The following is a 26,194-nucleotide window of genomic DNA, read 5'->3' on the forward strand; positions in this document are numbered from 1 at the left end:
CTCATCGATGGGACGAGCGCAGCCAACTATACTGACTTCCAGCATCTGACAGGGAGTGTCTTGTATGAAATGGCTGCTCGTTTCCACCTGCACGTTGGCACTATGCTGCGCCAGCGTGCAGGCATCCCGCCTCTCCGAATACATCGCCAGCCCCGAGCTGCGGGCAAAATTGCAGGAAGTGTATGGTGGTCGTGCCATTCAGCGGGCCGAGGCATTTTCGCGCCTGCTCACGCCCAGGGCCGGTACCACGGATCAGCAGAAGATCGAGCTGGTGAACAACTACTTCAACAACCTGACCTACAGCGATGATCCCAGGTTGTGGGGAGAAGCAGATTACTGGGCCAATCCGCTGGAGTTTATCGGCGCCCGCGGTGGCGACTGCGAGGATTACAGCATCTCCAAGTACTACACCCTGATGGAGCTGGGGGTGGACGAGAAGAAGCTGCGGCTGGCCTACGTCAAGGCGGTGCGTTACAACCAGTTCCACATGGTGACGCTCTACTTCGCGACCCCCAAGTCGGATCCAATGGTGCTAGACAACATCAACAGCCGGATCCTGCCCGGCAGCAAGCGAACCGACCTTATCCCCGTCTACAGCTTTGATGCCAAAAGCATCTGGATCATGAAGTCCCGCCGTGAAGGGACGCTGGCAGGCAGTGCCGACAGGTTGGCGCAGTGGACGTCGATGAAGACCCGGTTCTCCAGCGAGCAACTGCGCTCCCCCCGCCGCGAGCTATAGCTTGCCCACGGTTTTCAACTCCTCGAAATATTTGGCCGCGCCCGGATGCTGGTCGATGCTCAGCACCGGGCCGGTCTTATTGCGTGCCTGATGGAACAGGTTGGCGTAGCCGTAGGTCTGCTCATTGAACTTGGTTTGCTGGGTCAGCATGGCCTTGGTCAGGCGGTAAACATCGGCTTCCGGCGTGCTGGCGGTGGTCACCAGGGTAGCTGCGATGGCAAAGGTCGGCGTCGCCTTGAGGTTGCCCGGGTAGATGCGAGCAGGCACCTGACTGCGCTGGTAGTACTTCACCCCCTTGAGCAGTTGATCCCGGGTAGCTCCCTCGATCGGCAGAAAACGCACGGCGCAGCGTTTGGCTGTATCCAGCACGATGCGGTTGGGGTGACCCATCACCAGGCCATAGGCATCGATCTGCTTGCTGCACAGAGACTCGGCCAGATTGGCCACGCTCTTGAGATCGAGATCCTGCTCCTTGGTGCCCAGCACGTTGAACAGGGCGAGCGCCGTCTGGCGGGTGCCTGAGCTCTTGAGCCCCATGTCGATGGGGGCCAGCTTGAGCTGCTCCAGGCTGGTGATATCGCCGTCGGCCCTTACCACGATAGTGAAAGGCTCAGCGTGGGTGGCGAAGATGGCTCTGAGCTCTGGCTGCGGCTGACTGACATACGGACCCAGGCCGTGACTGGCCTGGTAAAGCCAGTCCGACTGCACCAGCGCATAGCGGGTCTCGCCACTTTTCAGTTGGCGCAGATTTTCGATGGAGCCCGAGGTCGCCTGTAGCTTGCACTGCAATCCGGCATCGCTCTTGTTGGCCAGCCGGCAGAACTCTTTGGCGATCTGGTGATAGATCCCCTGCTCACCGCCAGTGGCGATGGTCATGGTGTCGGCCAGTAGCGGCAGTGGGCACAGCAGAGTGAGCAACAATCCGGTCTTGTTCATCATGCCTCCTTGCTGGCGTAGCCATCGATGCCCCAGTTGCGCAGGGTATCGATATCCTGAATGTCGCCGGCCTCTGCCAGCAGGGTGTAGCCCGCGCTGTGCAGGCACTGGGCCACCAGATTCCAGTAGAGCGAGGCCTGGGTTGGCTGGCAGCTGATGAAGACAGGGTTGATGGGGTCGAGTTGATTGAAGGTCTCGTTGGTCATCGGGATGGCGCTGAACGCCATCTCCACGCCCTGTTCTTGCAAGGCGGCCAGCCGCTCCTGGGCAAGGGGTGGCACATGTTCCTGATCCCAGCGCCAGTCGAGGGTCTTGCCTCTGCCCTTGGCCAGCAGGGCGGAAAATTGCGTCCAGTCAGCATGGCCAAGCAGGCTGAGCGGCAGTTGCAGCCCCTCGACCGTGTGGTGCAACCAGAGATCGAGCAGGTGCCGGATCTCGTCTGGCGAGCTGTCCAGCGAGGGGGTGACCTCTGGAATGAGGCGGCTGTAGAGGCGAATGCTGCCCTGGGTCGAGAAGAAATGTTGTTGCAGCAGGCCTTCTCCCGCCTCTGTCAGGGTTTGCAGCGGCTGATTTGGTAAAGGGATCTGTTTGCTGAGCTGGCTGATCTTGAGCCGCTGTTGCAGCAGATCCCGTTTTCGTTCGGACACCAGCTGGTTGACCGAGGCCACCAGTTCCTTGAGATCCTGCAGCCAGGGGGAGGCCAGATTGCCGCTGAACTGGCGCTTGCGGATCTTCACCAACTGCTGGTTGATCTGCTCGAGCGGGCGCAGCAGCCGGTTGCAGACCCAGGAGATCACCAGGGTGAATACCAGCAGACCGGCCAGCAGTGCCGTGCCGGTACGGCTGATGGCATTCCACAGGTGCTGGTAGGCATAACCCGTGTGTCCTTCCAGGGTGAGGGTGCCCAGCATGCGCCAGCCATCGGTCAGCTCCTGCTCAATTTTTACCGGCGGCATGTCGATAACAGAGGGGAGCCAGGTCGGCACGTTTTGCTGCGCCGTGTGAAAGACCTTCTGAAACAGCACCTGGCCATCGGGATCCAGCAGGGTGACCGCGCTGACGAAGCCGCCGTCGAACATGGCGTTGACGATGGTTTCGGCCAGTACCTTGTCATCGTTGAGCAGGGTGCCCTGCAGCACTAGGCCGAGGGCCGTGATGGCGGTTTCCAGATTGGCAGACATCTGATCGAGGATGGACTGGCGTACCGTGGTGACCTCCAGCATGAACAGCAGGATGGCCCCGACCAGGAACAAGATCAGGATGATTCTATTTAACAGTTTCGCTAACGACATATCCACCCCATGGAAAAGTTATCGCAACATGCTGAAACCTTGGGTCTGATGCGAGCGGACCCGGCTCTTAAAAATAGGAAAAAAATGGTTAAAAAAGACGATCATTTCTGCCCATAAAGGAATGTTATGCATAAAATGTGAGGTTCATGCAGATTGCTATGAACTAATTGTGAGTATTTAGGTCAAACAATCAGTTTTATACGGTTTCATAACAAACAAACTGACCACTAACACCCTTAGATCTAATGACAGGATAGCGGATGAAACGTCTCCGTCCCTTGGTAGCGCAGGCCGCCAATTGGGAACCCCCGGTTCCCCGCAAACACTTTTACGCCATGCTATTGCTGACCGCGATGACGCTGTCAGCGGTAGCCATATTGCCAGCGCCGGGTGACATCCTGGAGCGGCCATTGCGTCTGGAGTTGCCGATTGCCACCAACGGCACCGCAACCAACGAAGACAATACGGACTTCAACGACATCCCGGATCACGAGCTGGTGGAAGCCGCGACCCCGGAAGATGACATCCCGACCGATGCCACCCCCCAGTGGCAGGATTATCGGGTACGAAACGGCGAAAACCTGACCACCATCTTCAACAACCTGGGTCTCTCCACCACCACCCTCTACAAGGTGCTGGATGCCGATACCAAGAACAATCTGGCACGTCTCAAGCCCGGTCAAACCATCGAGCTGCTGATCGATCAGGACAACATACTGCAGCAGATGAAGATTCGTCTGAATATCAATCAGACCCTGATCCTGGAGCGCACCGACGACACCTACAGCGCCAACATGCTCAACGAAGAGGTGGAGTGGCAGAAGAAGGGGTATGACGGGGTCATCAACGGCAGCTTTTACGTCAGTGCCCGCAATGCGGGGATCCCGGCCAACCACATCCAGAAGATTGCCAACCTGTTCCAATGGCGGCTCAACTTCGCCAAGGATCTGAAAAAGGGCGACAAGTTCAAGGTGCTGGTGCGCCAGGAGACGGTCGAGGGCAAGAGCACCGGCAATACCCAGCTGCTGGGGGTGGAAGTGTTCAGCCAGGGCCAGAGCGTCTCTGCCTGGTTGTCTGAAGATGGCAACTACTACGATGGCCAGGGCAACAGCCTGGAGCGCGGCTTCCGCCGTTATCCGACCCACAGCCGCTACCGGGTCAGCTCCAGCTTCAACCCGAACCGACGTCACCCGATCACCGGCCAGGTGCGTCCCCACGAGGGTACCGACTTTGCCCTGCCGGTCGGCACTCCCGTGATGGCAACCGGCGACGGTGTCGTGCTGAAGGCGACCAGCCACCCGCTGGCCGGCACCTATGTGGTGATCAAGCACGGTCGTACCCTGATGACCCGTTATCTGCACCTGAGCAAGCTGCTGGTCAAGCCGGGCCAGAAGGTGAAGATGGGTGACAAGATTGCGCTCTCCGGCAACACCGGCCGTTCCACCGGTGCCCACCTGCACTACGAGGTGCGGATCAACAACCGTCCAGTCGATGCCATGAAGGTCAAGCTGCCGATGGCTGAACCGCTCTCCGGCAAGGAGAAGCGTCAGTTCCTCGCCAAGGTGAAGAGCTATCGCAAGGAGATGGAGGCCGGTTGATGCCTCTCTCGTCGAAATAAAAAGGCCCCGCCACTCTGGCGGGGCTTTTTTATTGGCTGGTAGCCATCAATAGCCCTTGTCGAAGTCTATCTTGCCGTCCAGCGGCTGGCCGTCGATGAAGCGGATATAGTTGCGCACAAAGATCTGGGCCACATCCTCGGGGAAGCTGTAGGCGCTGTTGTGCGGCGTGATGATGAGGTTGGGCTGGCCCCAGAGCTGGCTGTCGGCGGGCAGCGGCTCCTGTGCGAACACGTCCAGCACTGCCATGCCCAGCTTGCCGGTGCGCAGCGCCGTGAGCAGGTCACCTTCGTGGATGGCATTGCCGCGCCCGACGTTGAACAGGATGGCGCCCGCTTTGCAGTGTTCGAAACGGGGAGCGGTGAAGAGGTGATGCGTCTCGCGGGTGGCGGGCAGGACGCTGACGATGACGTCAGCCTGCGCCAGCACCTTGTTGAGGGCCGGCAGTTGATACACCTGATCGAAGCCGGCCCGCTCGCGGCCGCTGCGGCTGATGCCAAGCACCTTCATACCGAAGTGCTTGCCGGTGTGGGCTATGTGCTGGCCTATGCTGCCGGTACCCAAGATAAGCAAGGTGCGTCCCTTGAGGCCGTGATAGGGGTGGCTTTGCCACAGCCGCTGCTTCTGCTGCTCCCGATAGAGCGGCAGCTGGCGCATCAGGCTGAGCAGATGGCCAAACACGTATTCGCTCATCAGCGGGCCGAAGATGCCGCGCACGTTGGTGAGCTGATAGTCGCGGCGGCAGCTGGCATCCAGCAGCACGTCGACTCCAGCGTAGGTGGACTGCAGCCAGCTGAGCTTGCCGGCCTTGGCCAGCAGCGGTTTGGCCCGCGCCGGTTCAGCCATCAGAATATGGGCTTCGCCGATCAATTTTTCGGCCTCGCCCTGGTTGTCGGCCCGCAGAATGCGCAAATGGGGGAGGTGGGCCGCCTTGAGCAGGCGCTCGTAGTGAGCATTGTCCTGGCTGAGCAAAAGAAGGGTACGTTGACTCATACTCTTGTTCCTTATCAGATTTGCGGCGCGGGAGAGAGGCCGCTCTGTCCTCATCTTACCCGAGTTGACCGGCCAACATAGCCGACCAGGCCGCTTTTTCGTTTTCGCGCGGCCCCTCGTGGGCTACAATCTGCCCCACATTTTGCAAAGGATCCGACTCCAGTGTTTGGTGACAAGTTTTATAAGCGACTGGCCGAGCTACAGCCTTGGCAACAGACCGTCTACACCCTGGCGCTGGCAGAGCGCATGTACCCCAACTATGCGCTGTTTTCCCAGGCCTCCGGTTTCGGGGATGCGAAGGCATTTCGCCACGCCCTGGATCAGATGTGGAATTACCTGACGGTGAAGGGTTCCCGTGTCAATCTGGGGGCGATCCTGGAGGCGTTTGAAGTCTATATTCCCGAGCCTGGCAAATTCGAGTCCTACGGTGCCTATCCGGCGCTGGATGCCTGCGTGGCGCTGGGCTGTGCCTACAACTCGGTGATCTGCCGGGTGGGTGAAGAGGCCAACGATGCCAGCCATGCGTCGGTGGGTACCGTGGCCGGTTTCATCGAGATGCTGGAAGAGCGCGACCTCACCGACGAGGAGCTCTACGAGCACGAATACATGGAAGCCGAGCTGGAGTTCCAGGTCGAGCTGCTCAAGCGGGTTGCCCATGAGCGCGACAGCGACCGCATTCTGGCTATCCGCACCTTTGCGGCCCAGGATGGTGTCTCCAATATCGGCATCAGTCTGGAAGAGTGAGCACACTCTTCCCGGCCCATAAAAAAAGCTCCCGTTCGGGAGCTTTTTTTATGCCCGCTCCTCGGTGAGGGGCCGGACGCTCAGCACCGGGGCCGCGTCTATCTCGTCGGCATTCATCATGGCCGAGATGCGCTGCAGGGAAGAGAGCAACAGGGTCTGTTCCCAGACCTCAAGTGCCTGAAAGCGCTGGATGAAGCGCTCCTGCAGCGGAGTGGGCGCCTGGGCCAGCAGGGCACGGCCTGCGTCAGTCAGCGTCGCATGCACCTTGCGCTTGTCGGTTTCGCTGCGGATGCGCTGCACCAGCTGGCGGCTCTCGAGGCGGTCCATGATGGTGGTGGCGGTGGCCTGGCTCATGTTGGTGTGATCCGCCAGCTGGCGCATGGAGATCTGGCCCAGCTCGTCGATCCCCTTGAGCAGCAAGAGCTGGGGCGAGGTCAGGCCGGCCTCCTTGATCAAGCGCTTGGAGTGCATGTCGATGGCACGAATTATCTGGCGCAGGGCGACCAGCACTTCATCATGTTTTTCCATGGGGAACGAATCGTCGAGGGGCTGTTGAGAGGCGCAAAATTCTCCGCCTAATTCGTCACAAGGTCAATATGGTTTTTACTGTAATGATTTCTGCTCTAATCATTTTTGTGTTAGGTTAGCGGGCATTTTCCGAATTTTGACCCGACCTTTGAGGAGCAAGATGATGAGTGACGAACTGGACATCAAGTCGCTGGCGGCCGACCTTCGGGTGGTCAGAGTGCGTTATGAACTGCCTGATACCTCGGCTTTCGTGCGTTACCAGCCTGCCTATGACGAAGACCCCAACAACCTCAAGGTGCACCACTACGATGGTGAGCTGCCCCTCTCCTGCAGCGAGACTGGTTCTTTCAACCTAAAGGAGTTGGTGAATGAATTGCGTTACGCCTATGTGCTGGTGCACCTCTTCCCGGACGAGAGCGCGATGAACTTCTATCTGACCGGGCTTGATACCGGGCTGGCCCAGCTGGAGTTCATCGGCGGATCCTACGACTTCAACCGGCTCTGGATCACCAGCGGCATCTCCAACCTGGGCGTGCCCATGGCCATCTTCCTCGGCAAGCGTCATGCGGTGAATGGCCAGCCTTCGGTCAGTCTGGTGGACCACCGGGTGCAGACGGCCGGCAAGCTGGTCTACCGCGCCATCGGTGGTGCCGGCGATCACGTGGGTGAAGACTTTTTCAACAACGACTAAGGAGGCCAGATGAGAGCAAGCAAAGGGCTATTCAAAGGCCTCAACCCGATCATGGCCATGACGGCGCTCACCGTTATCACCCTGTTCCTGCTGTTCGGGGTGTTCGTTCCCGAAACCGCCGCCAGCTGGTTTGTCGGCGCCAAGGATCAGATCATTGCCGGGTTCAAGTGGTACTACATTCTGGTGGTCGCCCTGTTCCTGTTCTTCGCTGTCTACCTGATGTTCAGCCGCTTTGGCAGCATCCGGCTGGGTGACGACGACCAGGTACCGGAGTTCGGCTACTTCGCCTGGTTTGCCATGCTGTTCAGTGCCGGCATGGGCATAGGGCTGGTGTTCTGGAGCATCGCCGAGCCGATGAACCACCTGCAGGGCAACCCTTTCATCACCGAAGGGATGACCCCGGAAGCGGCCCAGATCGCCATGCGCCTCACCTTCTTCCATTGGGGCCTGCATCCCTGGGCCATCTACGTGATCGTCGGCCTGTCGCTCGCCTTCTTCAGCTATCGGCGCAAGCTGCCGCTGGCCATCCGCTCCGTGCTCTATCCGCTGCTCGGCGATCGTATCTACGGCTTCTGGGGCCATGCTGCCGACGTGCTGGCGGTGTTCGGCACTGTGTTCGGGGTGGCCACCTCTCTTGGCCTCGGGGTCTCCCAGATGAACACAGGCCTCAACCAGATGTTCGGCATGGCGGTATCGCAAGCGAACCAGCTCTGGCTCATCGGCGGCATCAGCCTGATCGCCACTCTGTCGGCGGTCTCCGGGGTTGGGCGGGGGGTCAAGCTGCTCTCCGAGCTCAATATCTGGCTGAGTGTATTCGTGCTGGGCCTCTTCCTGGTGCTGGGGCCGACCACCTACATCCTCAACGCCTATGTGCAGAACATCGGCGATTACCTGCAGAACATCGTCAAGCTGAGTTTCTGGACCAACACCGAGGCCAATGGCACCTCGGCCTGGCAGTCGAGCTGGACCGCCTTCTACTGGGGCTGGTGGATTGCGTGGGCGCCGTTTGTCGGCATGTTCATCGCCCGCATCTCCAAGGGGCGTACCATCCGCGAATTCGTGCTCGGCGTGCTGCTGGTGCCCTCGCTGCTCGGCATGTTCTGGCTCACCGTGTTCGGCGGTACCGCCATGAATCTGGAGCTGTTCGGCGGTGGCGGCGTGGTGGCCGCGGTCAATCAGGACGTGACCCTGGCGCTCTACCAGACGGTGGAACTGCTGCACTGGGAGACCTTCGGCTGGATCGCCAAGGGCGTGCTGACCCTGCTGATCTGTACCTACTTCATCACCTCCAGCGACTCGGGCACCCTGGTGATCACGACCCTGCTCTCCATCGGCGATCAGGATCCTCCCGTGCTGCACCGCGCCATCTGGGGGCTGGGTCAGGGGCTGGTGGCCGCCATCCTGCTGGTCTCCGGCGGGCTGGCCGCCCTGCAGGCCGCCAGCATCATAGCGGCGCTACCCTTCTCGGTGATCATGCTGGCCATGTGCTACTCGCTGATGTTGGGGCTCAAGCAGGAGAGCCAGCACCAGTTCGAATACCGGCAGAAGCTCAAGCGCCACGACGGTTCAACCCACATGAGCCTGCTGGAGCGGATCGGGCCGGCTTGACCTGGCTGCATCCTGTTGCGGCTGCCATCAAGCAGCCAAACAAAAGGGGAACCTCGCGGTTCCCCTTTTATCTTTCTGATCGGCAGTCGCAGGTTACAGCATCTGCTTGAGGCGATAGAGCAGATCCAGCGCCTGCCGCGGGGTGAGCTCGTCCGGGCGCACCGCTTCCAGCTCATCGACCACCGGATGGCTCTGGAGTGCCATGGCCACCGGGGCCGGACGGGTTTCGCCGGCGGCCACCGGGGTGGCACTCTCCAGCTCGTGCAGTTTGTGACGGGCCTGCTGGATCACCGATTTCGGCACCCCCGCCAGCGCAGCTACCTGCAGCCCGTAGGAGCGGCTGGCCGCCCCCTCCTGCACTGCGTGCATAAAGGCGATGGTGTCGCCGTGCTCCACCGCATCGAGGTGGACGTTGGCCAGCCCTTCCATCAGCTCCGGCAGGCGGGTCAGCTCGAAGTAGTGGGTGGCGAACAGGGTGTAGGCGCCGATCTTGCTTGCCAGCTGTTCGGCGCAGGCCCACGCCAGCGAGAGGCCGTCGTAGGTGCTGGTGCCGCGACCGATCTCGTCCATCAGCACCAGGCTGCGGGCGGTGGCGTTGTTGAGGATGTTGGCGGTCTCGGTCATCTCCACCATGAAGGTGGATCTTCCCGATGCCAGGTCATCCGACGCCCCGATGCGGGTGAAGATACGGTCGATGGGGCCGATACGGGCGCTGTCGGCCGGCACGAAGGCGCCAATGTGGGCCAGCAGCACGATCAGCGCGGTCTGGCGCATGTAGGTGGATTTACCGCCCATGTTGGGGCCGGTGATGATCAGCATCCGCCGCTCCCTCTCCAGCCGGATGGGGTTGGCGATGAAGGGGTCTGTCATCACCTGCTCCACTACCGGATGGCGGCCCGCCTCGATCAGGATCTGATCTTCATCGATGAGCGTCGGGCAGCGGTAGTCGAGGGTCTCGGCCCGCTCGGCCAGGTTGGCCAGCACGTCCAGCTCCGCCAGCGCGGCGGCGGACTCCTGCAGATCGCCGAGGTGGGGCAGCAGGGCATCGAGCAGCTCTTCGTAGAGGCGTTTTTCCAGCGCCAGCGCCTGGGCCTGGGCGGTGAGCACTTTGTCCTCGTACTTTTTCAGCTCGTCGATGATGTAGCGTTCGTTGTTCTTGAGGGTCTGGCGGCGGATGTAGTGGGCCGGCACCAGGTGGCTGTTGGCGCGGCTCACCTCGATGTAGAAGCCGTGCACCTTGTTGTAGCCCACCTTGAGGGTGTTGATGCCGGTCAGCAGCCGCTCGCGCTCCTCGATGCGGGCCAGGCTGGCGGTGGCGCCGTTGGCCAGATCCCGCAGCTCGTCCAGCTCCTGGTTGAAGCCGTCACGGATGACGCCGCCATCGCGGATCAGCACCGGCGGCACCTCCATCACGGCGCGCTCCAGCAGATCCAGCAGTTCGGGGAAGGTGCTGGCGCGTTCGCGCAGCTGCTGCACCGCTTCGTGCTCGCTCTCCGCCAGCAGGCGTTGCAACTCGGGCAACTGGGCGAACGCCTGCCGCAGGCGGGTGAGGTCGCGCGGGCGGGCCGAGCGCAGGGCCAGGCGCGCCAGCACCCGCTCCACGTCGCCGACCTGGCGCAGCAAGCCGCCCAGATCGTCATAGAGGTTCTGCTCGATGAGCTCCTTGATGGTGCTCTGGCGGCCTTTCAGGATCACCCGGTCGCGGATCGGCTGGTGGATCCAGCGCTTGAGCAAGCGGCTGCCCATGGGGGTGGCGGTACAGTCCAGCACGGCGGAGAGGGTGTTGTCGTGACCACCGGCCAGATTCTGGGTCAGCTCCAGATTGCGGCGGGTGGCGGCATCCATGATGACCGCATGATCGGGCTGCTCGAGGCGCACGCTGCGAATGTGGGGCAGGGCGGTGCGCTGGGTGTCTTTGACGTACTGCATCAGGCAGCCGGCGGCGCACAGGGCGGTCTCGCTCTGTTCTACGCCAAAGCCCACCAGATCCTGGGTACCGAACTGCTGGCACAACAGCTTGCGGGCGGTACCGAGCTCAAACTCCCACTCCGGGCGGCGGCGCAGACCGCGGCGACCCTCGACGTGATGCAGGAAGGCGAAGGATTCGGGGTAGAGCAGCTCGGCCGGATTGGTGCGCTGCAGCTCCGCCAGCAGGGTCTCTTCTTTCTCGAACTGGTTGATGAAGAAGCGGCCGGAGCCGATGTCCATGGTGCCATAGCCGAAGCGGCGACCATCGTGATAGACGGCGGCGATCAGGTTGTCCTGCCGCTCGCTGAGCAGCGCCTCGTCGGAGACGGTACCCGGGGTGATGATGCGAATGACCTTGCGCTCCACCGGCCCCTTGCTGGTAGCGGGATCCCCCACCTGCTCACAGATGGCGGCAGATTCGCCGAGCTGCACCAGCTTGGCCAGATACCCCTCGATGGCATGATAGGGCACCCCCGCCATCGGGATGGGGCTGCCGGCCGACTGGCCGCGCTTGGTCAGGGAGATGTCGAGCAGCTGGGAGGCCTTGCGGGCATCGTCATAGAACAGCTCGTAGAAGTCGCCCATCCGGTAGAACAGCAGGATCTCCGGGTTCTCGGCCTTGAGGGTCAGATACTGCTGCATCATGGGCGTGTGGGCGCTGAGATTGGCGCCTGGCGCGGTGCCGGTAGCTTGGTGTTGTGCGGTCATGTGCGATTCCAGAAGGGGCCTCTGCGGGCCAGTGTCTGCGGTGATGAGCCTTGAGCTTGATGGCGCCATTCTACACATAAGCGCCGCGTCGGGGGAGGCTGGCATCTATGCCACTGTGGTTGCGGGCGGCGGAGGCGGGATCGCATAATGTGTCTCTTGAGTGGATCAGAAGGAGCCGTGATGAAACTGGACGCAGAGATAGAGCACCTCGCCATCGAGCTGGGTAAGGCCCTCGGTCAGCGCGGTTGGCTGGCGGCAACCGCCGAATCCTGCACCGGTGGCGGGGTGGCCAGCGCCATTACCGACATCGCGGGCAGCTCAGGCTGGTTCGATCGCGGTTTTGTCACCTACACCAACGAAGCCAAGCAGCAGATGCTGGGGGTGAGCGGCGAGAGCCTTGAGCAGCACGGCGCGGTGAGCGAAGCCGTGGTGCTGGAGATGGCCCGTGGTGCGCTGGCGCACTCCTCTGCCGCCATCAGTGTCGCCATCAGCGGCATCGCCGGCCCTGGCGGCGCGACACCGGGCAAGCCGGTCGGTACCGTCTGGTTCGCCTGGGCTGATCGATCCGGTCGTCATCACTCCCTGCTGGCCCGTTTCGACGGGGATCGCCGGCAGGTGCGCCAGCAGGCGGTGAGACAGGCCTTGTCGGGTCTGTTGGCCCTGCTCAGATAAATTGGGCTTGATACTGTATGAATAGACAGTATACTTAGCCCAACTTCATTTTTACTCACGATTTCCAGCGGAGATTGGCATGGATCAGAACAAACAGAAGGCACTGGCGGCTGCGCTGGGTCAAATCGAAAAGCAGTTTGGCAAAGGCTCCATCATGCGTCTGGGCGACAGCAAGACCATGGATATCGAAGCCATCTCCACCGGCTCCCTCTCCCTGGACGTGGCGCTGGGCATCGGTGGCCTGCCGTGCGGTCGTATCGTCGAGATCTATGGCCCGGAATCTTCCGGTAAAACCACGCTGACCCTGCAGGTGATCGCCGAAGCGCAGAAGAAGGGCAAGACCTGCGCCTTCGTCGATGCGGAGCATGCGCTGGATCCCATCTATGCCGCCAAGCTGGGCGTCAACGTCGACGACCTGCTGATCTCCCAGCCGGACACCGGTGAACAGGCGCTGGAAATCTGCGACATGCTGGTGCGCTCCAACGCCGTTGACGTCATCATCGTCGACTCCGTGGCAGCCCTGACCCCGAAAGCGGAAATCGAAGGCGAGATGGGTGATTCCCACGTCGGCCTGCAGGCCCGTCTGATGTCCCAGGCGCTGCGCAAACTGACCGCCAACATCAAGAACGCCAACTGCCTGTGCATCTTCATCAACCAGATCCGGATGAAGATCGGCGTCATGTTCGGCAGCCCGGAGACCACCACGGGTGGTAACGCGCTCAAGTTCTACGCCTCCGTGCGTCTGGATATCCGTCGCATCGGCGCCATCAAGGAAGGTGACGAAGTGGTCGGTAACGAGACCCGCGTCAAAGTGGTCAAGAACAAGGTGGCCCCGCCCTTCAAGCAGGCCGAGTTCCAGATTTTCTATGGTGCCGGCATCTCCAAAGAGGGCGAGCTGGTGGATCTGGGCGTCAAGCACAAGCTGATCGACAAGGCTGGTGCCTGGTACAGCTACAACGGCGAGAAGATCGGTCAGGGCAAGGCCAACGTCATGAAGCTGTTCGCCGAGAACAAGGCGATGGCTGGTGAAGTGGAAGCCCGTCTGCGCGAGCTGCTGCTCTCCGGTGCCGTACCTGTCGATGACAAGGCTGCGCCGGTTGAGGCAGAAGAGTTTGATGCCGAAAGCGAACAAGAGTTCGAATAAGGAACAAAGGAAGGCCGGGTTGATACCCGGCCTTGTTATTTATGGTTGATGAATCTGCTGACAAACCGGTCGAACTCACTTTTGAAGAGCAACTGGCGGCGGCCCGCGCCTTTGCCATGCGCAGTCTTGCTCGCCGCGAAAGCGCCGAGTCCGAGCTGGCCAGACGGCTGCGCCAGCAGGGCTATCAGGAAGAGGTGATCGAGGCGGTTGTCGATTATTGCCGGGGTTATAACTGGGTCAACGACGAGCGCTATGGCGCCATGGCGGTAAGAGCCGGAGCGGCCAAGGGGCACGGTCCCATCAAGATCCGTTTCGAGCTGCGCCGCAAGGGGCTGGATGACAACCAGATCGACGCCGCCTTCGAGCAGCCGGAGCTGGACTGGTTTGAACTGGCCTTGGCACTGTTGGAGCGGCGAGCCAACGTGGCTGACCTTGCCGATTTCAAGCTGCGGATGAAGTGGCTCAAATACCTGCTGGGGCGCGGCTTTACCCAGGAGCAGGGACGCTATGCGTTGAGCGCCTTGCAGGAGCGCGAGCTTTAACCACACCGTTTCTGCTCTCCTGCAACCGTCTCAGTCTGCTTATGACCTGCAAGGGGGGATGGTGGCGTACTTGTTACCTAGCTCCAACACCAAATACCAAACACCCAGCAGCCAAGATTGTCATGGCGCAGTTCTGCCTCTCGCATGATACCTTCTGCTCGGGTTGTCCGTATCGTCTATCCCGCCGCCATGGACATGGTTGCATGCCCTTTGCCGCTGGTGTCTGTGGATTCAGCAACTTGCATCCTGGTGGTAGACGCGGTGAGAGGCTCCTCGGCAGCAGGCCGATTTTCCGCTGCCATCGGCCAGAACCATGGCTGAAAACGCCCCGGTTTGTCTCCCTTTTCTACCAGTCCCCATTTATGCGCGCTTTTTCACCCGTGGCGGCCCTGTCCGTTTTACTTTACCCCGCAGAAAACTTACATTAATGCGGTTAAAAGTCCGTATTCGAATCAAGCAGGATTTTCCATGTATATGTCCACGTCAGAGATTCGCGCCGCGTTTCTCGAGTATTTCCGTTCCCAGGGGCACCAGGTTGTCTCCTCCAGCTCGCTGGTACCGCATAACGACCCGACCCTGTTGTTTACCAACGCGGGTATGAACCAGTTCAAGGACGTGTTCCTTGGCGCAGACAAGCGTGCCTACAATCGCGCGACGACTTCTCAGCGTTGCGTGCGTGCCGGTGGTAAGCACAACGATCTGGAAAACGTCGGCTATACCGCTCGTCACCACACCTTCTTCGAAATGCTGGGCAACTTCAGCTTCGGCGACTACTTCAAGCAGGATGCCATCAAGTTTGCATGGGGCTTCCTGACCGAGGTGCTGCAACTGCCGAAAGAGCGCCTGCTGGTGACCGTCTACGCGACTGACGATGAAGCCTTCGACATCTGGGAAAAAGAGGTCGGTGTGCCGGCCGATCGCATCGTGCGCATCGGTGACAACAAGGGCGCACCGTACGCTTCCGACAACTTCTGGGCGATGGGCGATACCGGTCCGTGCGGTCCTTGCACCGAGATCTTCTATGACCACGGCGATCATATCTGGGGTGGTCGTCCCGGCTCACCGGAAGAGGATGGCGACCGTTTCATCGAGATCTGGAATGTGGTGTTCATGCAGTTCAACCGTCAGGCTGATGGCACCATGGAGCCGCTGCCGCGTCCGTCCGTGGATACCGGCATGGGTCTGGAGCGTATCTCCGCCATCATGCAGGGCGTGCACTCCAACTACGAAATCGACATCTTCCAGGCGCTGATCAAGAAAGCGGCCGAGATCGTCGGCACCACCGATCTGAGCAACCAGTCCCTGCGCGTCATCGCCGACCACATCCGCTCCTGTGCCTTCCTGGTGGCAGATGGCGTGATGCCGTCCAACGAAGGTCGCGGCTACGTGCTGCGTCGCATCATTCGCCGCGCCGTGCGTCACGGTCGCAAGCTGGGTGCCACCGAAGTGTTCTTCTACAAACTGGCTGCCGAGCTGGCGGCACAGATGAAGGATGTCGCCGCCGAGCTGATTGCCCAGCTGCCGCTGGTCGAGCGGGTGCTGCGCATCGAAGAGGAGCAGTTCGTCCGCACTCTGGACAGAGGCCTGCTGCTGCTGGAAGACGTGCTGGCCAATCTCGGTGATGCTAAGGTCATTCCGGGCGAGGTGGTGTTCAAGCTGTATGACACTTACGGCTTCCCGGCCGACCTGACTGCCGACGTGGTGCGCGAGCGCGAGATCGGCATCGACGAAGAGGGCTTCAAGGCCGAGATGGAGAAGCAGCGTGCTCGCGCCAAAGAGGCTTCCAGCTTCGGCGTGAACTACAACGAGATGCTCAAGCTCGACTTCGAGACCCCCTTCACCGGTTACAAGACCCTGACCGAGCGCACCCGTGTGGTCGGCATCTACAAGGGCGTGGACGAGGTGAGCGGTCTTATCGCCGGTGACGAAGCTGTCATCGTGCTGGAGCAGACCCCCTTCTACGCCGAGTCCGGCGGCCAGATCGGCGACAGCGGTACCCTGAAAGTGGACGACGGCATCTTTGCCGTGACCGATACCGTCAAAGCGGGCAAGGCGATCATCCACAAGGGTTACATGGAGCTGGGCACCCTGGAGAAAGGGGCCGAGGTCGAAGCCGTGGTCGATGGCGAGCGTCGCCAGGCCATCGCCCTGAACCACTCAGTGACTCACCTGTTGCACGCTGCCCTGCGTCAGGCGCTGGGTGGTCATGTGACCCAGAAAGGCTCTCTGGTGGGCGCCGAGCGCATGCGCTTTGACTTCTCCCACTTCGAGGGGATGACCATGGCGACCATTCGCCGGGTCGAGGAGCTGGTCAACAACCAGATCCGCGCCAACCACGAAATCACCACCCAGCTGATGGATCTGGAAGCCGCCAAGTCGGCCGGCGCCATGGCGCTGTTTGGTGAGAAATACGAAGACGACGTGCGCGTGGTGCGCATGGGCGACTACTCCACCGAGCTGTGCGGCGGTACTCACGCCAAGCGCACCGGTGACATTGGCTTCTTCAAGATCATCGCCGAGAGCGGCATCGCCGCCGGCGTGCGTCGTATCGAAGCGGTGACCGGCAAGGCCGCCATCGACTTCATGCATCAGGTCGGCGAGCAGATCGAAGAGGCTGCCGCACTGGTGAAAGGTGACCAGTTCTGCATCGCCGACAAGATTCGCCAGGTGCTGGACAAGGCCAAGATGATGGAGCGCGAGCTGGAGCAGCTCAAGGCCAAGCTGGCCGCTCAGGCCGGTAACGACCTGCTGGGTCAGGTTATCGAGATCAAGGGTCAGAAGGTGCTGGTTGCAGCGCTGGAAGGGGCCGATCCGAAATCCCTGCGCGGCATGCTGGACGAACTGAAGAACCAGATGAAGTCCGGTGTCGTGCTGCTGGCCACCAGTGGCGAGGGAAAGGTCAACTTGATCGCGGGCGTCACCAACGACCTGACCGGCAAGGTCAAGGCCGGTGAGCTGGTCAATCTGGTCGCCCAGCAGGTGGGCGGCAAGGGCGGCGGTCGTCCCGACATGGCCCAGGCGGGTGGTACCCAGCCCGAGGCAGTGCCGGCAGCCCTGCAATCCGTACACTCCTGGCTGGAAGAGCGCCTGTAATCGGGCGAGGTGATCTGTGGCACTCTATGTACAGAAGTACGGCGGCACCTCGGTCGGCACGCTGGAGCGGATCGAGGCGGTAGCTGAGCGGGTCGAGCAGACCCGCGCCCAGGGACACGACGTGGTGGTGGTGGTCTCCGCCATGTCGGGCGAAACCAACCGGTTGCTGGGCATGGCCCAGCAGCTGGATCCTGATGCCAACCGGCGCGAGATGGATGTGCTGGTCTCCACCGGTGAACAGGTCACCATAGCGCTGCTGGCGATCGCGTTGAACAAACGCGGTTGTCCTGCGGTCTCAATGACCGGCGATCAGGTTCGCATTCATACCGATTCCGCTTATGGCAAGGCGCGTATCACCCACATCGACACCGAGCAGGTTCAGGCTGAACTGGGTGCGGGCAAGGTGGTGGTGATCGCCGGCTTCCAGGGCCGTGACGAGCACAATGCCATCACGACGCTGGGCCGCGGTGGCTCTGACACCACGGCGGTTGCCGTGGCGGCGGCCATCAAGGCCGATGAATGCCAGATCTTTACCGATGTGGATGGGGTCTATACCACGGATCCGCGCATCGAGCCCAAGGCGCGCCGTCTCGATACCATCACCTTCGAGGAGATGCTGGAGATGGCCAGTCTCGGCGCCAAGGTGCTGCAGATCCGTTCGGTGGAGTTCGCGGGTAAGTACCGCGTACCGCTGCGGGTGCTGTCGAGCTTTGTCGATGGAGAGGGAACCTTAATCACATATGGAGGTGAGAGGATGGAAGCTCCCCTGGTATCCGGGATAGCGTTCAATCGCAACGAGGCGAGCCTGACCATTCTGGGTGTGCCGGACAGGCCCACCGTGGCTGCGCAGATCCTGAATCCGATCAGCGACGCCAACATTGATGTCGACATGATAGTGCAGAACACGCTGGGCGATGGGACCGCCGACTTCACCTTCACGGTGAATCGCGATGACTATCGCCGGGCGCGCGCCCTGCTGGAGGAGACCGCCAGCGAGCTGGGGGCCGCCTGCGTGCAGGGCAACGGTGAGATCGCCAAGGTTTCCATCGTCGGAGTCGGGATGTGGAACCATCCTGGCGTCGCCCGCACCATGTTCAAGGTATTGGGCGAGGAGGGGATCAACATGCAGTTGATTTCCACCTCTGAAATCAAGATATCCGTGGTGATTGACGAGAAGTACCTGGAGCTGGCAGTGCGTGCCTTGCACTCCGCTTTTGGGCTGGATCAGGAGCCTCATGAGCAGCCCTTGGGAAACAATCCCTGATTGATTTAGTTTCAACCATTTACCATATCGGTATCTTTGTAAGATAATGTCGCATATCGATATAAATACAAAACAGGATACAGGAGCAAGCGAATGCTTATTTTGACTCGTCGTGTAGGGGAAACCCTGATGATTGGTGACGAAGTGACTGTCACCGTACTGGGCGTGAAAGGCAATCAGGTTCGTATCGGTGTGAACGCACCGAAAGAGGTCTCCGTACACCGCGAAGAGATCTACCAGCGCATCCAGGCCGAGAAAGTTCCGGGCCAATCCGGCTTCTAAGCGGCGTTAATGGCTGTGACAAGGCGACACCTCATGTGTCGCCTTTTGTTTTTCTGGGGTGCTGAAAATTGTGTCGCAGGGAGTAAAAGAGCGGGATAAGTGTCGATATTGCTTGAATATTCCACGCTTTGACCAAATGCTGAGCGAACGCGTTTTTTTCTCCAAAAAAGTGTTTGACTAAAAATCCCTGTGAAGTATTATCAGCCCCGCAAACGGAGAGGTGGCCGAGAGGCTGAAGGCGCTCCCCTGCTAAGGGAGTATGCGGCTTATACCCGCATCGGGGGTTCGAATCCCCCCTTCTCCGCCATTTGCGCCCGTAGCTCAGCTGGATAGAGTACCTGGCTACGAACCAGGTGGTCAGAGGTTCGAATCCTCTCGGGCGCACCATAGTGAAAGGCGCCCGTAGCTCAGCTGGATAGAGTACCTGGCTACGAACCAGGTGGTCAGAGGTTCGAATCCTCTCGGGCGCACCATACAGAAGACAGCCTCGACCTCGGTCGGGGCTGTTTTTTTATATGGCATTTCACCGGAAGGGCTGACACGGCTCAGCTCGCGGTATCCTCCCGTTTGGCTCGACAGCCGTCATCCGTCTTGGTTTCAGCCCAACAACAGCGTGACGAAGGCTCCTATGCCTGCATGACGTGCTCCCTTGTCGTGCACCCTTGCCATCTTCTCCCTCACGCTCACGGTATCGCGTCGTATGGCTGTCTCCTTGCCTGAGGCAATCCTTTATCTTCCTTGTGATTACTGTCCCCAGATGAGCGCAGAGGCGGTTTGCGGGCAATAAAAAAGGATGCTGCAGCATCCTTTTTCATCCCCGCAGTGCGGGATCAGCTTTTCAGCCACTTGCGAATGCGGTTGGCATCGCCGACCGGGGTGCGTTTGCCCACGGAGTTGAGCAGCACGATGGCTAGCTCGCGGTTGTCCGGCTTGGCGCGCATCAGCAGGCAGCGGCCGGCCTCGTCGGTAAAGCCGGTCTTGGAGAGGCGGACATCCCAGTCCGGGTTCTTCACCAGCGGGTTGGTGTTGTTGAACATCAGGCTGTAGGCGGGGGTGCGAAAGCGCATGTCCTTACTGGTGTCCTGGGTGAACTCGCGGATCAATGGCTGGCGATAGGCGGCGGCGATGAGCTTGGCCAGATCCTGGGCGGTGGAGACGTTGCGAGTCGACAGGCCGGTGGAGTCATAGAAGCGGCTGTTGCGCATGCCCAGCTGCTTGGCCTTGTTGTTCATGGCCCGCACGAAGGCGGGGCGTCCACCGGGATAGTGACGGGCCAGCGCCGAGGCCATGCGGTTCTCCGACGACATCAGCGCCAGGTGCAGGGCATCGCGGCGTGATACCTGGGTGCCCATGCGCACCCGCGAATAGGTGTGCTTGATGGCGTCTCTGTCGTTCTGATCGATGGTCAGGGTCTGGCCGAGATCCTGGCGGGCATCCAGCACCACCAGTGCCGTCATCAGCTTGGTGATCGAGGCGATGGGGCGCACCCGGGTGGCATTCTTCTGGTACAGGGTCTTGCCCGTACCGACATCCATCACCAGCGCGCTGCTCGATTGCAACTGCAGTTTGGCCGGGTTGGGGGCAGCCAATGCTGCTGGCAATCCCAGCAGTCCAACCAATGCATAAACCAGCGCCATAGCGCTAACCCGACACCGCATACTACCGACTCCATTCACGTCGAATAAAAGGCGCTAGATTCACTCATTTTTACCCTCGCTTGACAAGAGTGCCAGCGGGTAAATCGCCATTATTTAGCTAAAAAAAGGGCCATCTTGCGATGGCCCTGTGTATTTGTCTCAATCCCGTGGCGCACTGGCTTTGCGTTTGCTCAGCCAGCGCCAGATCAGCGCGATGAGACCGCCGACCAGCAGCACGATCGGCAGGCAGAGAATGATGCTGAGGAACTGGGACTGATACTCGGACGCCAGCTTGGTGTGGCTCAGGAAGTAGCCAAAGCCGACCAGCGGGCAGATCCACATGATGGAGCTGACCAGATTGACGATGAGAAAGCGCCCCTGCGGCAGCTCGGTCGCGCCGACGATATAGGGGTAGGCGGTGCGCACGAAGGCGATGTAGCGGGCGGTGATCAGGGTCACGATGCCGTATTTGTCGAGCAGGTAGTACACCTTCTGCTGGTGCTTCTCTTCCACATGGGACAGCAGCCGGTGGTAGAGCTGGGTATGGCCCAGGAAACGCCCCTGCATGTAGCCGAGCCAGGTGCCGACGAAGGTGGCCAGGATCAGCAGCGGGATCACCCCAAGGGAGAGCACGTCCTGATAGATGAGCACGCCGGTCAGGATCAACAGGCTGTCGCCAGGCAGAAAGGCGGTGGGGATGAAGCCATTCTCCAGCACCAGAAACGTCAATAACACGCCGCAGACCATGAAGGCCATCTTGGGATCGGATAGCGTCACCAGATCCTGATGCATAAAGGCGTGAGCCAGTTGGTAAAACTGCTCCATAGTTGCAAACTCCGCAGGTTAGCTGGGTTGATCAAGCAAGGGCATGGCCAGCACCTTGTCGATGCGCAGACCATCCATGTCAACAATTTCCAGTTGCCACTGTTCCAGCGTGACCAGATCTCCGGTCTGGGGAACGCGGCCAAGGAGCAGCATGATAAGCCCTCCGAGGGTGTGATAGTGATGTTTTTCTTCTTCCGGTAGCCGAACCAGTCCCAGACAGTCCTTCAGCTCCGGCAGCGGAATGAGGCCGTCGAGCAGCCAGCTGCCGTCGGTACGCTGGAATGCCCAGTTGTCGTCGCCGTCCTCCTGCTGGAAGTCGCCGGCCAGGGTCTCCAGCAGATCCTGCTGGGTGACCAGCCCCTGCAGCTCGCCATATTCGTCCACCACCAGCACCATGTGTTCGGAGTGGGTGCGGAAGTGGTTGAGCAGCTCGAGGCCGTTCAGGGTCTCCGGCAGCAGGCTGCCATCCTGGGTCAGCGCCGCCAGATCGATGGGCTCTCCCTTGATGTAGGCGTGCAGTACCTTGCTGACATTGATGATGCCCACCAGTTCCGACAGGCTGCCGTCACAGACCGGGAAGAAGCTGTGGCGATACTCCACCAGTCGCTGCAGGTTCACCTCCAGCGGCAGGGCGAGGTCGAGATAGCGAATGTCGCTGCGCGGCACCATCAGTGACGAGAGGCTGCGCTCGTCGAGGCGGAACACATTGCGCAGCATAGTGTGTTCGTGATCCTCGATGATCCCGGCCTCCGAGCCCTCCACCAGCATGGCGTGGATCTCCTCCTGGGTCACGTTGGCACCACCGTCCTGGCTGACACGCAGGATGCGCAGGCTGGCCTTGGTGGAAGCAGACAGCAGCCAGACGAAGGGGCGGGTGAGCGCCGCCAGCCACATCATGGGGCGGGCCACCAGACAGGCGATGCGCTCGGCGCTGAGCTGGCCCAGGCGCTTGGGCACCAGCTCGCCGATGACGATGGAGAGATAGGTGACCACCACGATGACCAGCACGGTGGCGAGCAGGCTGCTGCTCTTGGGGGCCATGCCCCACTCCTGCAGCCAGAGCGCCAGTGGCTGGGCCAGCAGGGATTCGCCGTAGATACCGTTGAGCAGACCGATACTGGTGATGCCGATCTGCACCGCGGAGAGAAAATGGGTCGGATCTTCACTCAGTTTGAGGGCGATGGCGGCAGAGCGGCTCCCTTCGCTGACCATCTTGCTGAGGCGGGCCTTGCGCGCGGTGACGATGGCGATTTCCGACATGGCGAAGACGCCATTAAGCAAAATCAATCCAAACAGGATCAATATTTCCATACTGCAACAGCACTCCGAGTAGAAAAGATCGCTGGCAGTGTAATGAATTTGGGGGCGATGCGCTTGTGAAAGCGGGTGATTTGGCTCGCTAATTTTGCATGAAGAAGCGCAAAAAGCGCGGGGTGGCGGCGGGCGGTCAATAAAAAGCCCCCTGCAGGAGGGGGCTTCTACCAAGTCAAATCCGGCTTACAGCGCGGCGATCTCGGCCTGTTGGGCTTCCAGCTTGGTCAGCTGGAGACGGTAATCTTCCAGCTTCTCGCGCTCCTTGATGATGACCGCTTCCGGCGCCTTGGCGACGAAGGCTTCGTTGCCAAGCTTGCCTTCGATACGGCCGCACTCGCCCACCAGACGAGCAACCTCTTTGGCCAGACGGGCCAGCTCGGCATCCTTGTCGATGAGACCGGCCATCGGGATCATCAGCTCGGTGGCACCGATCAGCTTCTTCACCGACAGCGGGGCGGTTTCACCGTCCGCCAGTACGCGGATGGACTCCAGACGGGCCAGCGACTTGAGGAAGGCCTCGTTGTCGGCTGCGCGCTGGGCATCCTTGGCATCGCACTGGAGCAGCACGTTGAGCGGCACGCTCGGTGCCACGTTCATCTCGGCGCGGATGTTGCGGATGCTGACGATGAACTCCTTCACCCACTCCTGATCCGCCATCGCGGCTTCGTCCACCTTGGCGGCGTCGAACTCCGGGAAAGCCTGAATCATGATGGTGTCGGCGTGTACGCCGGCCAGCGGGGCGACCGATTTCCAGATGGTTTCGGTGATGAACGGGATGATCGGGTGGGCCAGGCGCAGCAGGGTCTCAAGGACGCTGACGAGGGTGTGGCGGGCAGCGCGCTGCTCGGCCTCGGAGCCCTTGGTCAGTACCGGCTTGGTCAGCTCCAGATACCAGTCACAGAACTGGTTCCAGATAAATTCGTACAGCACGCCTGCGGCGATGTCGAAGCGGTAGGTATCGAGGGCGGTACGGAAGTCACGGATGGCCACTTGCAGCTGGGACTGGATCCAGCGATCCGCCAGGCTGAACTGCATCTCGCCACCGTTGAAGCCACAATCCTGATCTTCGGTGTTCATCAGCACGTAGCGGGAGGCGTTCCACAGCTTGTTGCAGAAGTTGTTGTAGCCATCCAGGCGCTTCATGTCCCAGTTGATGTCACGACCGGTAGAGGCCAGCGCCGCCAGGGTGAAGCGCAGGGCGTCGGTGCCGTGGGCCTCGATCCCTTCCGGGAACTGCTTGGCGGTACGCTTGCCGATCTTCTCGGCCATCTGCGGCTGCATCATGTTGCCGGTGCGCTTCTCCAGCAGATCTTCCAGCGAGATGCCGTCGATCATGTCGAGCGGATCCAGCACGTTGCCCTTGGACTTGGACATCTTCTGGCCTTCTTCGTCACGGATGAGGCCAGTGATGTAGACGGTCTTGAACGGGACTTGCGGCTGGCCGTTTTCGTCCTTGATGAAGTGCATGGTCATCATGATCATCCGGGCAATCCAGAAGAAGATGATGTCGAAGCCGCTCATCAGCACGTCGGTCGGGTGGAAGGTCTTGAGCGCCTCGGTGTTGTTCGGCCAGCCCAGGGTGGAGAAGGTCCACAGGGCGGAGCTGAACCAGGTGTCGAGCACGTCTTCGTCCTGACGCAGCACGGTCACGGACGGGATGCTGTGCTTGGCGCGCACTTCGTCTTCGTTGCGGCCCACGTAGACGTTGCCGGCGTCGTCATACCAGGCCGGGATGCGGTGACCCCACCACAGCTGACGGGAGACGCACCAGTCCTGAATGTCGCGCATCCAGGAGAAGTACATGTTTTCGTACTGTTTCGGCACGAACTGGATGCGGCCATCTTCCACCGCCTCGATGGCGGTCTTGGCCATCGGCGCCACGCGCACGTACCACTGGTCGGTCAGCATGGGCTCGATGGGCACGCCACCGCGATCGCCGTAAGGCTGCTGCAGTACGTGATCCTTGATTTCGGCCAAGAGGCCCAGCTCGTCCAGCTTGGCGACGATGGCCTTGCGGGCCGCGAAACGCTCCATCCCGGCGAACTCGGTCGGCAGGGCGGCGTCATAGGCGGTGCTGGGGTTGCCGTTGCTGTCGACCACTTCGGCCTCGGCACGCACGTGGGCGTCCAGGGTGAAGATGTTGATCATCGGCAGGTTGTGGCGCTTGCCCACTTCGTTGTCGTTGAAGTCGTGGGCCGGGGTGATCTTCACGCAGCCGGTGCCCTTCTCCATGTCGGCGTGTTCGTCGGCGACGATGGGGATCAGACGATTCACCAGCGGCAGCAGAATGTGCTGACCGATCAGCGCCTTGTAGCGCGGGTCTTCCGGGTTTACCGCAACGGCGGTATCACCCAGCATGGTTTCCGGACGGGTGGTGGCGACGATCAGGTGGTCCTGGCCTTCGGCAGTCTTGGCGCCGTTGGCCAGCGGGTAGCGCAGGTGCCACATGTGGCCCTTGATCTCGCGGTTTTCCACTTCCAGATCGGAGATGGCGGTGTTGAGTTTGGGATCCCAGTTCACCAGACGCTTGCCACGGTACATCAGGCCATCTTCGTAGAGACGGACAAACACTTCCTGCACGGCGGCGGAGAGGCCTTCATCCATGGTGAAGCGCTCGCGCTCCCAATCCACGGAATCACCCAGACGGCGCATCTGGCGGGTGATGGTGCCGCCGGACTCTTCCTTCCACTGCCAGATCTTGTCGATGAAGGCTTCCCGGCCGTAATCGTGGCGGGTCTTGCCCTCTTCTGCGGCGATCTTGCGCTCAACCACCATCTGGGTGGCGATACCGGCGTGGTCGGTACCCGCCTGCCACAGGGTGTTCTTGCCCTGCATGCGGTTGTAGCGGATCAGGGTATCCATCAGGGTTTGCTGGAAGGCGTGACCCATGTGCAGGCTGCCGGTGACGTTCGGCGGCGGGATCATGATGCAGAAGGAGTCTTTGCTGGTGTCGCCGTGGGGCTTGAAGTAACCCTGGGCTTCCCAGTGCTGATAGAGCGCCTGTTCGATGGCATTGTGATTAAAAGTCTTTTCCATGGTCTCGCCGTATTCTGGATGGATGGATTCTGGTGTTGATTCGTCGTGGATCGAGGGTGGCGCAGTCAGGGCTGCGCCGGATCCGGTGCGGCAAGGACGGGCTGATCCCTCATCTCGAGGGCGTGGCCTGCCTGGCGATAGTGCTTGTAGCGCTCGCGGGCTTGCTGCTTTTGCGTTTCGTCAGTGGGGACAAAATCTACCACTTGAGCGAAGTGTCCTGCAAACAAAGGTGTCTGTTTGGCCAGATTGATGAGGCGGGCATAGCGTCGCCGTGGCGGCTGATGGCCGATCTCCACCGGTGCCTGACCGCTCTCGCCCTGCAGCTGGTGCGGCACGAAGCGCTCCGGCGGCAGCTGCCACAGCAGCTCGTCGAGGCGCAGGGCCTGCGCTTCGTCGTCGCACAGCAGGTAGATATGGCCCGCCCCCCAGCTATCGGCTACGAGCTGGCAGGCGAGGCGTTCGACGGCCGAAGCCTGCGCGTCATCCTGCTCGCTCATCAGGTAAAAGGTCACTTGGCTCATCAGGTTGATCCCGTTTGCGGTGACGGACTATTGACCGCCGG

The 26,194-nt window shown here is 60.8% G+C and carries 21 protein-coding genes and 3 tRNA genes; 14 read left to right on the forward strand and 10 right to left on the reverse strand.

All coding sequences use genetic code 11. The features are described 5' to 3' along the window. The first annotated feature begins 64 nt into the window (after positions 1–64). Positions 65–739, forward strand: a complete 675-nt coding sequence (locus PG881_RS02160; protein WP_045788979.1) for a transglutaminase-like cysteine peptidase — start codon at positions 65–67, stop codon at positions 737–739. Here PG881_RS02160 and PG881_RS02165 read toward each other — a convergent pair. Together PG881_RS02165 and PG881_RS02170 are read right to left on the reverse strand one after the other, a co-directional pair. After that, on the reverse strand, positions 734–1,675 hold the full coding sequence (locus PG881_RS02165; RefSeq protein ID WP_270797888.1) for a TAXI family TRAP transporter solute-binding subunit: 942 nt from the start codon (positions 1,673–1,675) through the stop codon (positions 734–736). The two genes, PG881_RS02160 and PG881_RS02165, sit on opposite strands and share 6 nt — an antisense overlap. Beyond that, on the reverse strand, positions 1,675–2,967 hold the full coding sequence (locus PG881_RS02170) for a LapD/MoxY N-terminal periplasmic domain-containing protein (protein ID WP_270797889.1): 1,293 nt from the start codon (positions 2,965–2,967) through the stop codon (positions 1,675–1,677). The genes PG881_RS02165 and PG881_RS02170 overlap by 1 nt, the downstream gene beginning before the upstream one ends. A gap of 260 nt (positions 2,968–3,227) precedes the next feature. On the opposite strand from PG881_RS02170, the gene mepM reads away from it, so the two are divergent. Further along, a complete protein-coding gene (gene mepM / locus PG881_RS02175; protein WP_270797890.1) occupies positions 3,228–4,565 on the forward strand; it encodes a murein DD-endopeptidase MepM in 1,338 nt (445 codons plus the stop codon). A gap of 66 nt (positions 4,566–4,631) precedes the next feature. Here the strand turns inward: mepM and PG881_RS02180 are convergent, their stop codons facing one another. Next, on the reverse strand, positions 4,632–5,576 hold the full coding sequence (locus tag PG881_RS02180) for a D-2-hydroxyacid dehydrogenase (RefSeq protein ID WP_135318948.1): 945 nt from the start codon (positions 5,574–5,576) through the stop codon (positions 4,632–4,634). 162 nt (positions 5,577–5,738) lie between these two features. Between PG881_RS02180 and PG881_RS02185 the strand changes: the two genes are divergently transcribed. Further along, the gene (locus PG881_RS02185; protein ID WP_011707437.1) at positions 5,739–6,320 is read left to right on the forward strand and encodes a YjaG family protein; all 582 of its coding nucleotides are present in this window, start codon (positions 5,739–5,741) and stop codon (positions 6,318–6,320) included. Between the two features lie 48 nt (positions 6,321–6,368). Here PG881_RS02185 and PG881_RS02190 read toward each other — a convergent pair whose 3' ends face one another. Further along, positions 6,369–6,848, reverse strand: a complete 480-nt coding sequence (locus PG881_RS02190) for a MarR family winged helix-turn-helix transcriptional regulator (protein ID WP_011707436.1) — start codon at positions 6,846–6,848, stop codon at positions 6,369–6,371. 163 nt (positions 6,849–7,011) lie between these two features. Between PG881_RS02190 and PG881_RS02195 the strand changes: the two genes are divergently transcribed. Both PG881_RS02195 and PG881_RS02200 read left to right on the forward strand, forming a co-directional pair. Further along, a complete protein-coding gene (locus PG881_RS02195; RefSeq protein WP_011707435.1) occupies positions 7,012–7,539 on the forward strand; it encodes a hypothetical protein in 528 nt (175 codons plus the stop codon). A 9-nt stretch (positions 7,540–7,548) separates the two neighbouring features. Continuing rightward, the gene (locus PG881_RS02200) at positions 7,549–9,147 is read left to right on the forward strand and encodes a BCCT family transporter (protein WP_270797891.1); all 1,599 of its coding nucleotides are present in this window, start codon (positions 7,549–7,551) and stop codon (positions 9,145–9,147) included. 93 nt (positions 9,148–9,240) lie between these two features. Here PG881_RS02200 and mutS read toward each other — a convergent pair whose 3' ends face one another. Next, positions 9,241–11,823 (reverse strand): DNA mismatch repair protein MutS, encoded by a 2,583-nt coding sequence (gene mutS / locus PG881_RS02205; protein ID WP_270797892.1) that lies wholly within the window; start codon positions 11,821–11,823, stop codon positions 9,241–9,243. Between the two features lie 180 nt (positions 11,824–12,003). Between mutS and pncC the strand changes: the two genes are divergently transcribed. From pncC to PG881_RS02250, 9 genes are all read left to right on the forward strand, one after another. Beyond that, complete coding sequence (gene pncC / locus PG881_RS02210) at positions 12,004–12,495, forward strand: nicotinamide-nucleotide amidase (RefSeq protein ID WP_270797893.1); 492 nt, start codon at positions 12,004–12,006, stop codon at positions 12,493–12,495. 79 nt (positions 12,496–12,574) lie between these two features. Next, positions 12,575–13,639 (forward strand): recombinase RecA, encoded by a 1,065-nt coding sequence (gene recA / locus PG881_RS02215; RefSeq protein ID WP_011707431.1) that lies wholly within the window; start codon positions 12,575–12,577, stop codon positions 13,637–13,639. Positions 13,640–13,680: 41 nt separating this feature from the next. After that, positions 13,681–14,181 carry a regulatory protein RecX gene (locus PG881_RS02220; protein WP_017411244.1) on the forward strand — a complete coding sequence of 167 codons (501 nt, stop codon included), beginning with the start codon at positions 13,681–13,683 and terminating at the stop codon, positions 14,179–14,181. 468 nt (positions 14,182–14,649) lie between these two features. After that, complete coding sequence (gene alaS / locus PG881_RS02225) at positions 14,650–17,274, forward strand: alanine--tRNA ligase (protein ID WP_270797894.1); 2,625 nt, start codon at positions 14,650–14,652, stop codon at positions 17,272–17,274. A gap of 16 nt (positions 17,275–17,290) precedes the next feature. Beyond that, the gene (locus tag PG881_RS02230) at positions 17,291–18,538 is read left to right on the forward strand and encodes an aspartate kinase (RefSeq protein ID WP_011707428.1); all 1,248 of its coding nucleotides are present in this window, start codon (positions 17,291–17,293) and stop codon (positions 18,536–18,538) included. A 93-nt stretch (positions 18,539–18,631) separates the two neighbouring features. Next, positions 18,632–18,820 carry a carbon storage regulator CsrA gene (gene csrA / locus PG881_RS02235; protein ID WP_005305164.1) on the forward strand — a complete coding sequence of 63 codons (189 nt, stop codon included), beginning with the start codon at positions 18,632–18,634 and terminating at the stop codon, positions 18,818–18,820. Positions 18,821–19,034: 214 nt separating this feature from the next. Continuing rightward, positions 19,035–19,127, forward strand: a tRNA-Ser gene (locus PG881_RS02240). A gap of 3 nt (positions 19,128–19,130) precedes the next feature. Then, positions 19,131–19,207, forward strand: a tRNA-Arg gene (locus PG881_RS02245). A gap of 9 nt (positions 19,208–19,216) precedes the next feature. Next, a tRNA-Arg gene (locus PG881_RS02250) sits at positions 19,217–19,293 on the forward strand. 357 nt (positions 19,294–19,650) lie between these two features. On the opposite strand, the gene pbpG is transcribed toward PG881_RS02250, so the two are convergent. The 5 genes from pbpG to PG881_RS02275 form a co-directional block, all read right to left on the reverse strand. Further along, complete coding sequence (gene pbpG / locus PG881_RS02255; protein ID WP_011707427.1) at positions 19,651–20,478, reverse strand: D-alanyl-D-alanine endopeptidase; 828 nt, start codon at positions 20,476–20,478, stop codon at positions 19,651–19,653. Between the two features lie 138 nt (positions 20,479–20,616). Then, the gene (locus PG881_RS02260; protein ID WP_016352045.1) at positions 20,617–21,282 is read right to left on the reverse strand and encodes a DedA family protein; all 666 of its coding nucleotides are present in this window, start codon (positions 21,280–21,282) and stop codon (positions 20,617–20,619) included. A gap of 18 nt (positions 21,283–21,300) precedes the next feature. Then, positions 21,301–22,593 (reverse strand): hemolysin family protein, encoded by a 1,293-nt coding sequence (locus PG881_RS02265; RefSeq protein WP_029302168.1) that lies wholly within the window; start codon positions 22,591–22,593, stop codon positions 21,301–21,303. 186 nt (positions 22,594–22,779) lie between these two features. After that, a complete protein-coding gene (locus PG881_RS02270) occupies positions 22,780–25,632 on the reverse strand; it encodes a valine--tRNA ligase (protein ID WP_158196633.1) in 2,853 nt (950 codons plus the stop codon). Positions 25,633–25,697: 65 nt separating this feature from the next. After that, entirely contained in the window at positions 25,698–26,153 is a 456-nt protein-coding gene (locus PG881_RS02275; protein ID WP_029304802.1) for a DNA polymerase III subunit chi, read from the reverse strand. Between the last annotated feature and the right edge of the window lie 41 nt (positions 26,154–26,194).

It is taken from the genome of Aeromonas sp. QDB54 (genome assembly GCF_027707385.1).
Lineage (GTDB): Bacteria > Pseudomonadota > Gammaproteobacteria > Enterobacterales > Aeromonadaceae > Aeromonas > Aeromonas hydrophila.

What these genes read in the sequence shown, in the direction of transcription:
- PG881_RS02270 (WP_158196633.1), bottom strand. Translation starts at nt 25,632, where the DNA reads ATGGAAAAGACTTTTAATCACAATGCCATCGAACAGGCGCTCTATCAG.
- mepM (WP_270797890.1), top strand. Translation starts at nt 3,228, where the DNA reads ATGAAACGTCTCCGTCCCTTGGTAGCGCAGGCCGCCAATTGGGAACCC.
- PG881_RS02275 (WP_029304802.1), bottom strand. Translation starts at nt 26,153, where the DNA reads ATGAGCCAAGTGACCTTTTACCTGATGAGCGAGCAGGATGACGCGCAG.
- csrA (WP_005305164.1), top strand. Translation starts at nt 18,632, where the DNA reads ATGCTTATTTTGACTCGTCGTGTAGGGGAAACCCTGATGATTGGTGAC.
- pbpG (WP_011707427.1), bottom strand. Translation starts at nt 20,478, where the DNA reads ATGCGGTGTCGGGTTAGCGCTATGGCGCTGGTTTATGCATTGGTTGGA.
- PG881_RS02260 (WP_016352045.1), bottom strand. Translation starts at nt 21,282, where the DNA reads ATGGAGCAGTTTTACCAACTGGCTCACGCCTTTATGCATCAGGATCTG.
- mutS (WP_270797892.1), bottom strand. Translation starts at nt 11,823, where the DNA reads ATGACCGCACAACACCAAGCTACCGGCACCGCGCCAGGCGCCAATCTC.
- PG881_RS02180 (WP_135318948.1), bottom strand. Translation starts at nt 5,576, where the DNA reads ATGAGTCAACGTACCCTTCTTTTGCTCAGCCAGGACAATGCTCACTAC.
- PG881_RS02190 (WP_011707436.1), bottom strand. Translation starts at nt 6,848, where the DNA reads ATGGAAAAACATGATGAAGTGCTGGTCGCCCTGCGCCAGATAATTCGT.
- PG881_RS02195 (WP_011707435.1), top strand. Translation starts at nt 7,012, where the DNA reads ATGAGTGACGAACTGGACATCAAGTCGCTGGCGGCCGACCTTCGGGTG.
- pncC (WP_270797893.1), top strand. Translation starts at nt 12,004, where the DNA reads ATGAAACTGGACGCAGAGATAGAGCACCTCGCCATCGAGCTGGGTAAG.
- PG881_RS02220 (WP_017411244.1), top strand. Translation starts at nt 13,681, where the DNA reads ATGGTTGATGAATCTGCTGACAAACCGGTCGAACTCACTTTTGAAGAG.
- PG881_RS02265 (WP_029302168.1), bottom strand. Translation starts at nt 22,593, where the DNA reads ATGGAAATATTGATCCTGTTTGGATTGATTTTGCTTAATGGCGTCTTC.
- PG881_RS02200 (WP_270797891.1), top strand. Translation starts at nt 7,549, where the DNA reads ATGAGAGCAAGCAAAGGGCTATTCAAAGGCCTCAACCCGATCATGGCC.
- PG881_RS02170 (WP_270797889.1), bottom strand. Translation starts at nt 2,967, where the DNA reads ATGTCGTTAGCGAAACTGTTAAATAGAATCATCCTGATCTTGTTCCTG.
- PG881_RS02160 (WP_045788979.1), top strand. Translation starts at nt 65, where the DNA reads ATGAAATGGCTGCTCGTTTCCACCTGCACGTTGGCACTATGCTGCGCC.
- recA (WP_011707431.1), top strand. Translation starts at nt 12,575, where the DNA reads ATGGATCAGAACAAACAGAAGGCACTGGCGGCTGCGCTGGGTCAAATC.
- PG881_RS02165 (WP_270797888.1), bottom strand. Translation starts at nt 1,675, where the DNA reads ATGAACAAGACCGGATTGTTGCTCACTCTGCTGTGCCCACTGCCGCTA.
- alaS (WP_270797894.1), top strand. Translation starts at nt 14,650, where the DNA reads ATGTATATGTCCACGTCAGAGATTCGCGCCGCGTTTCTCGAGTATTTC.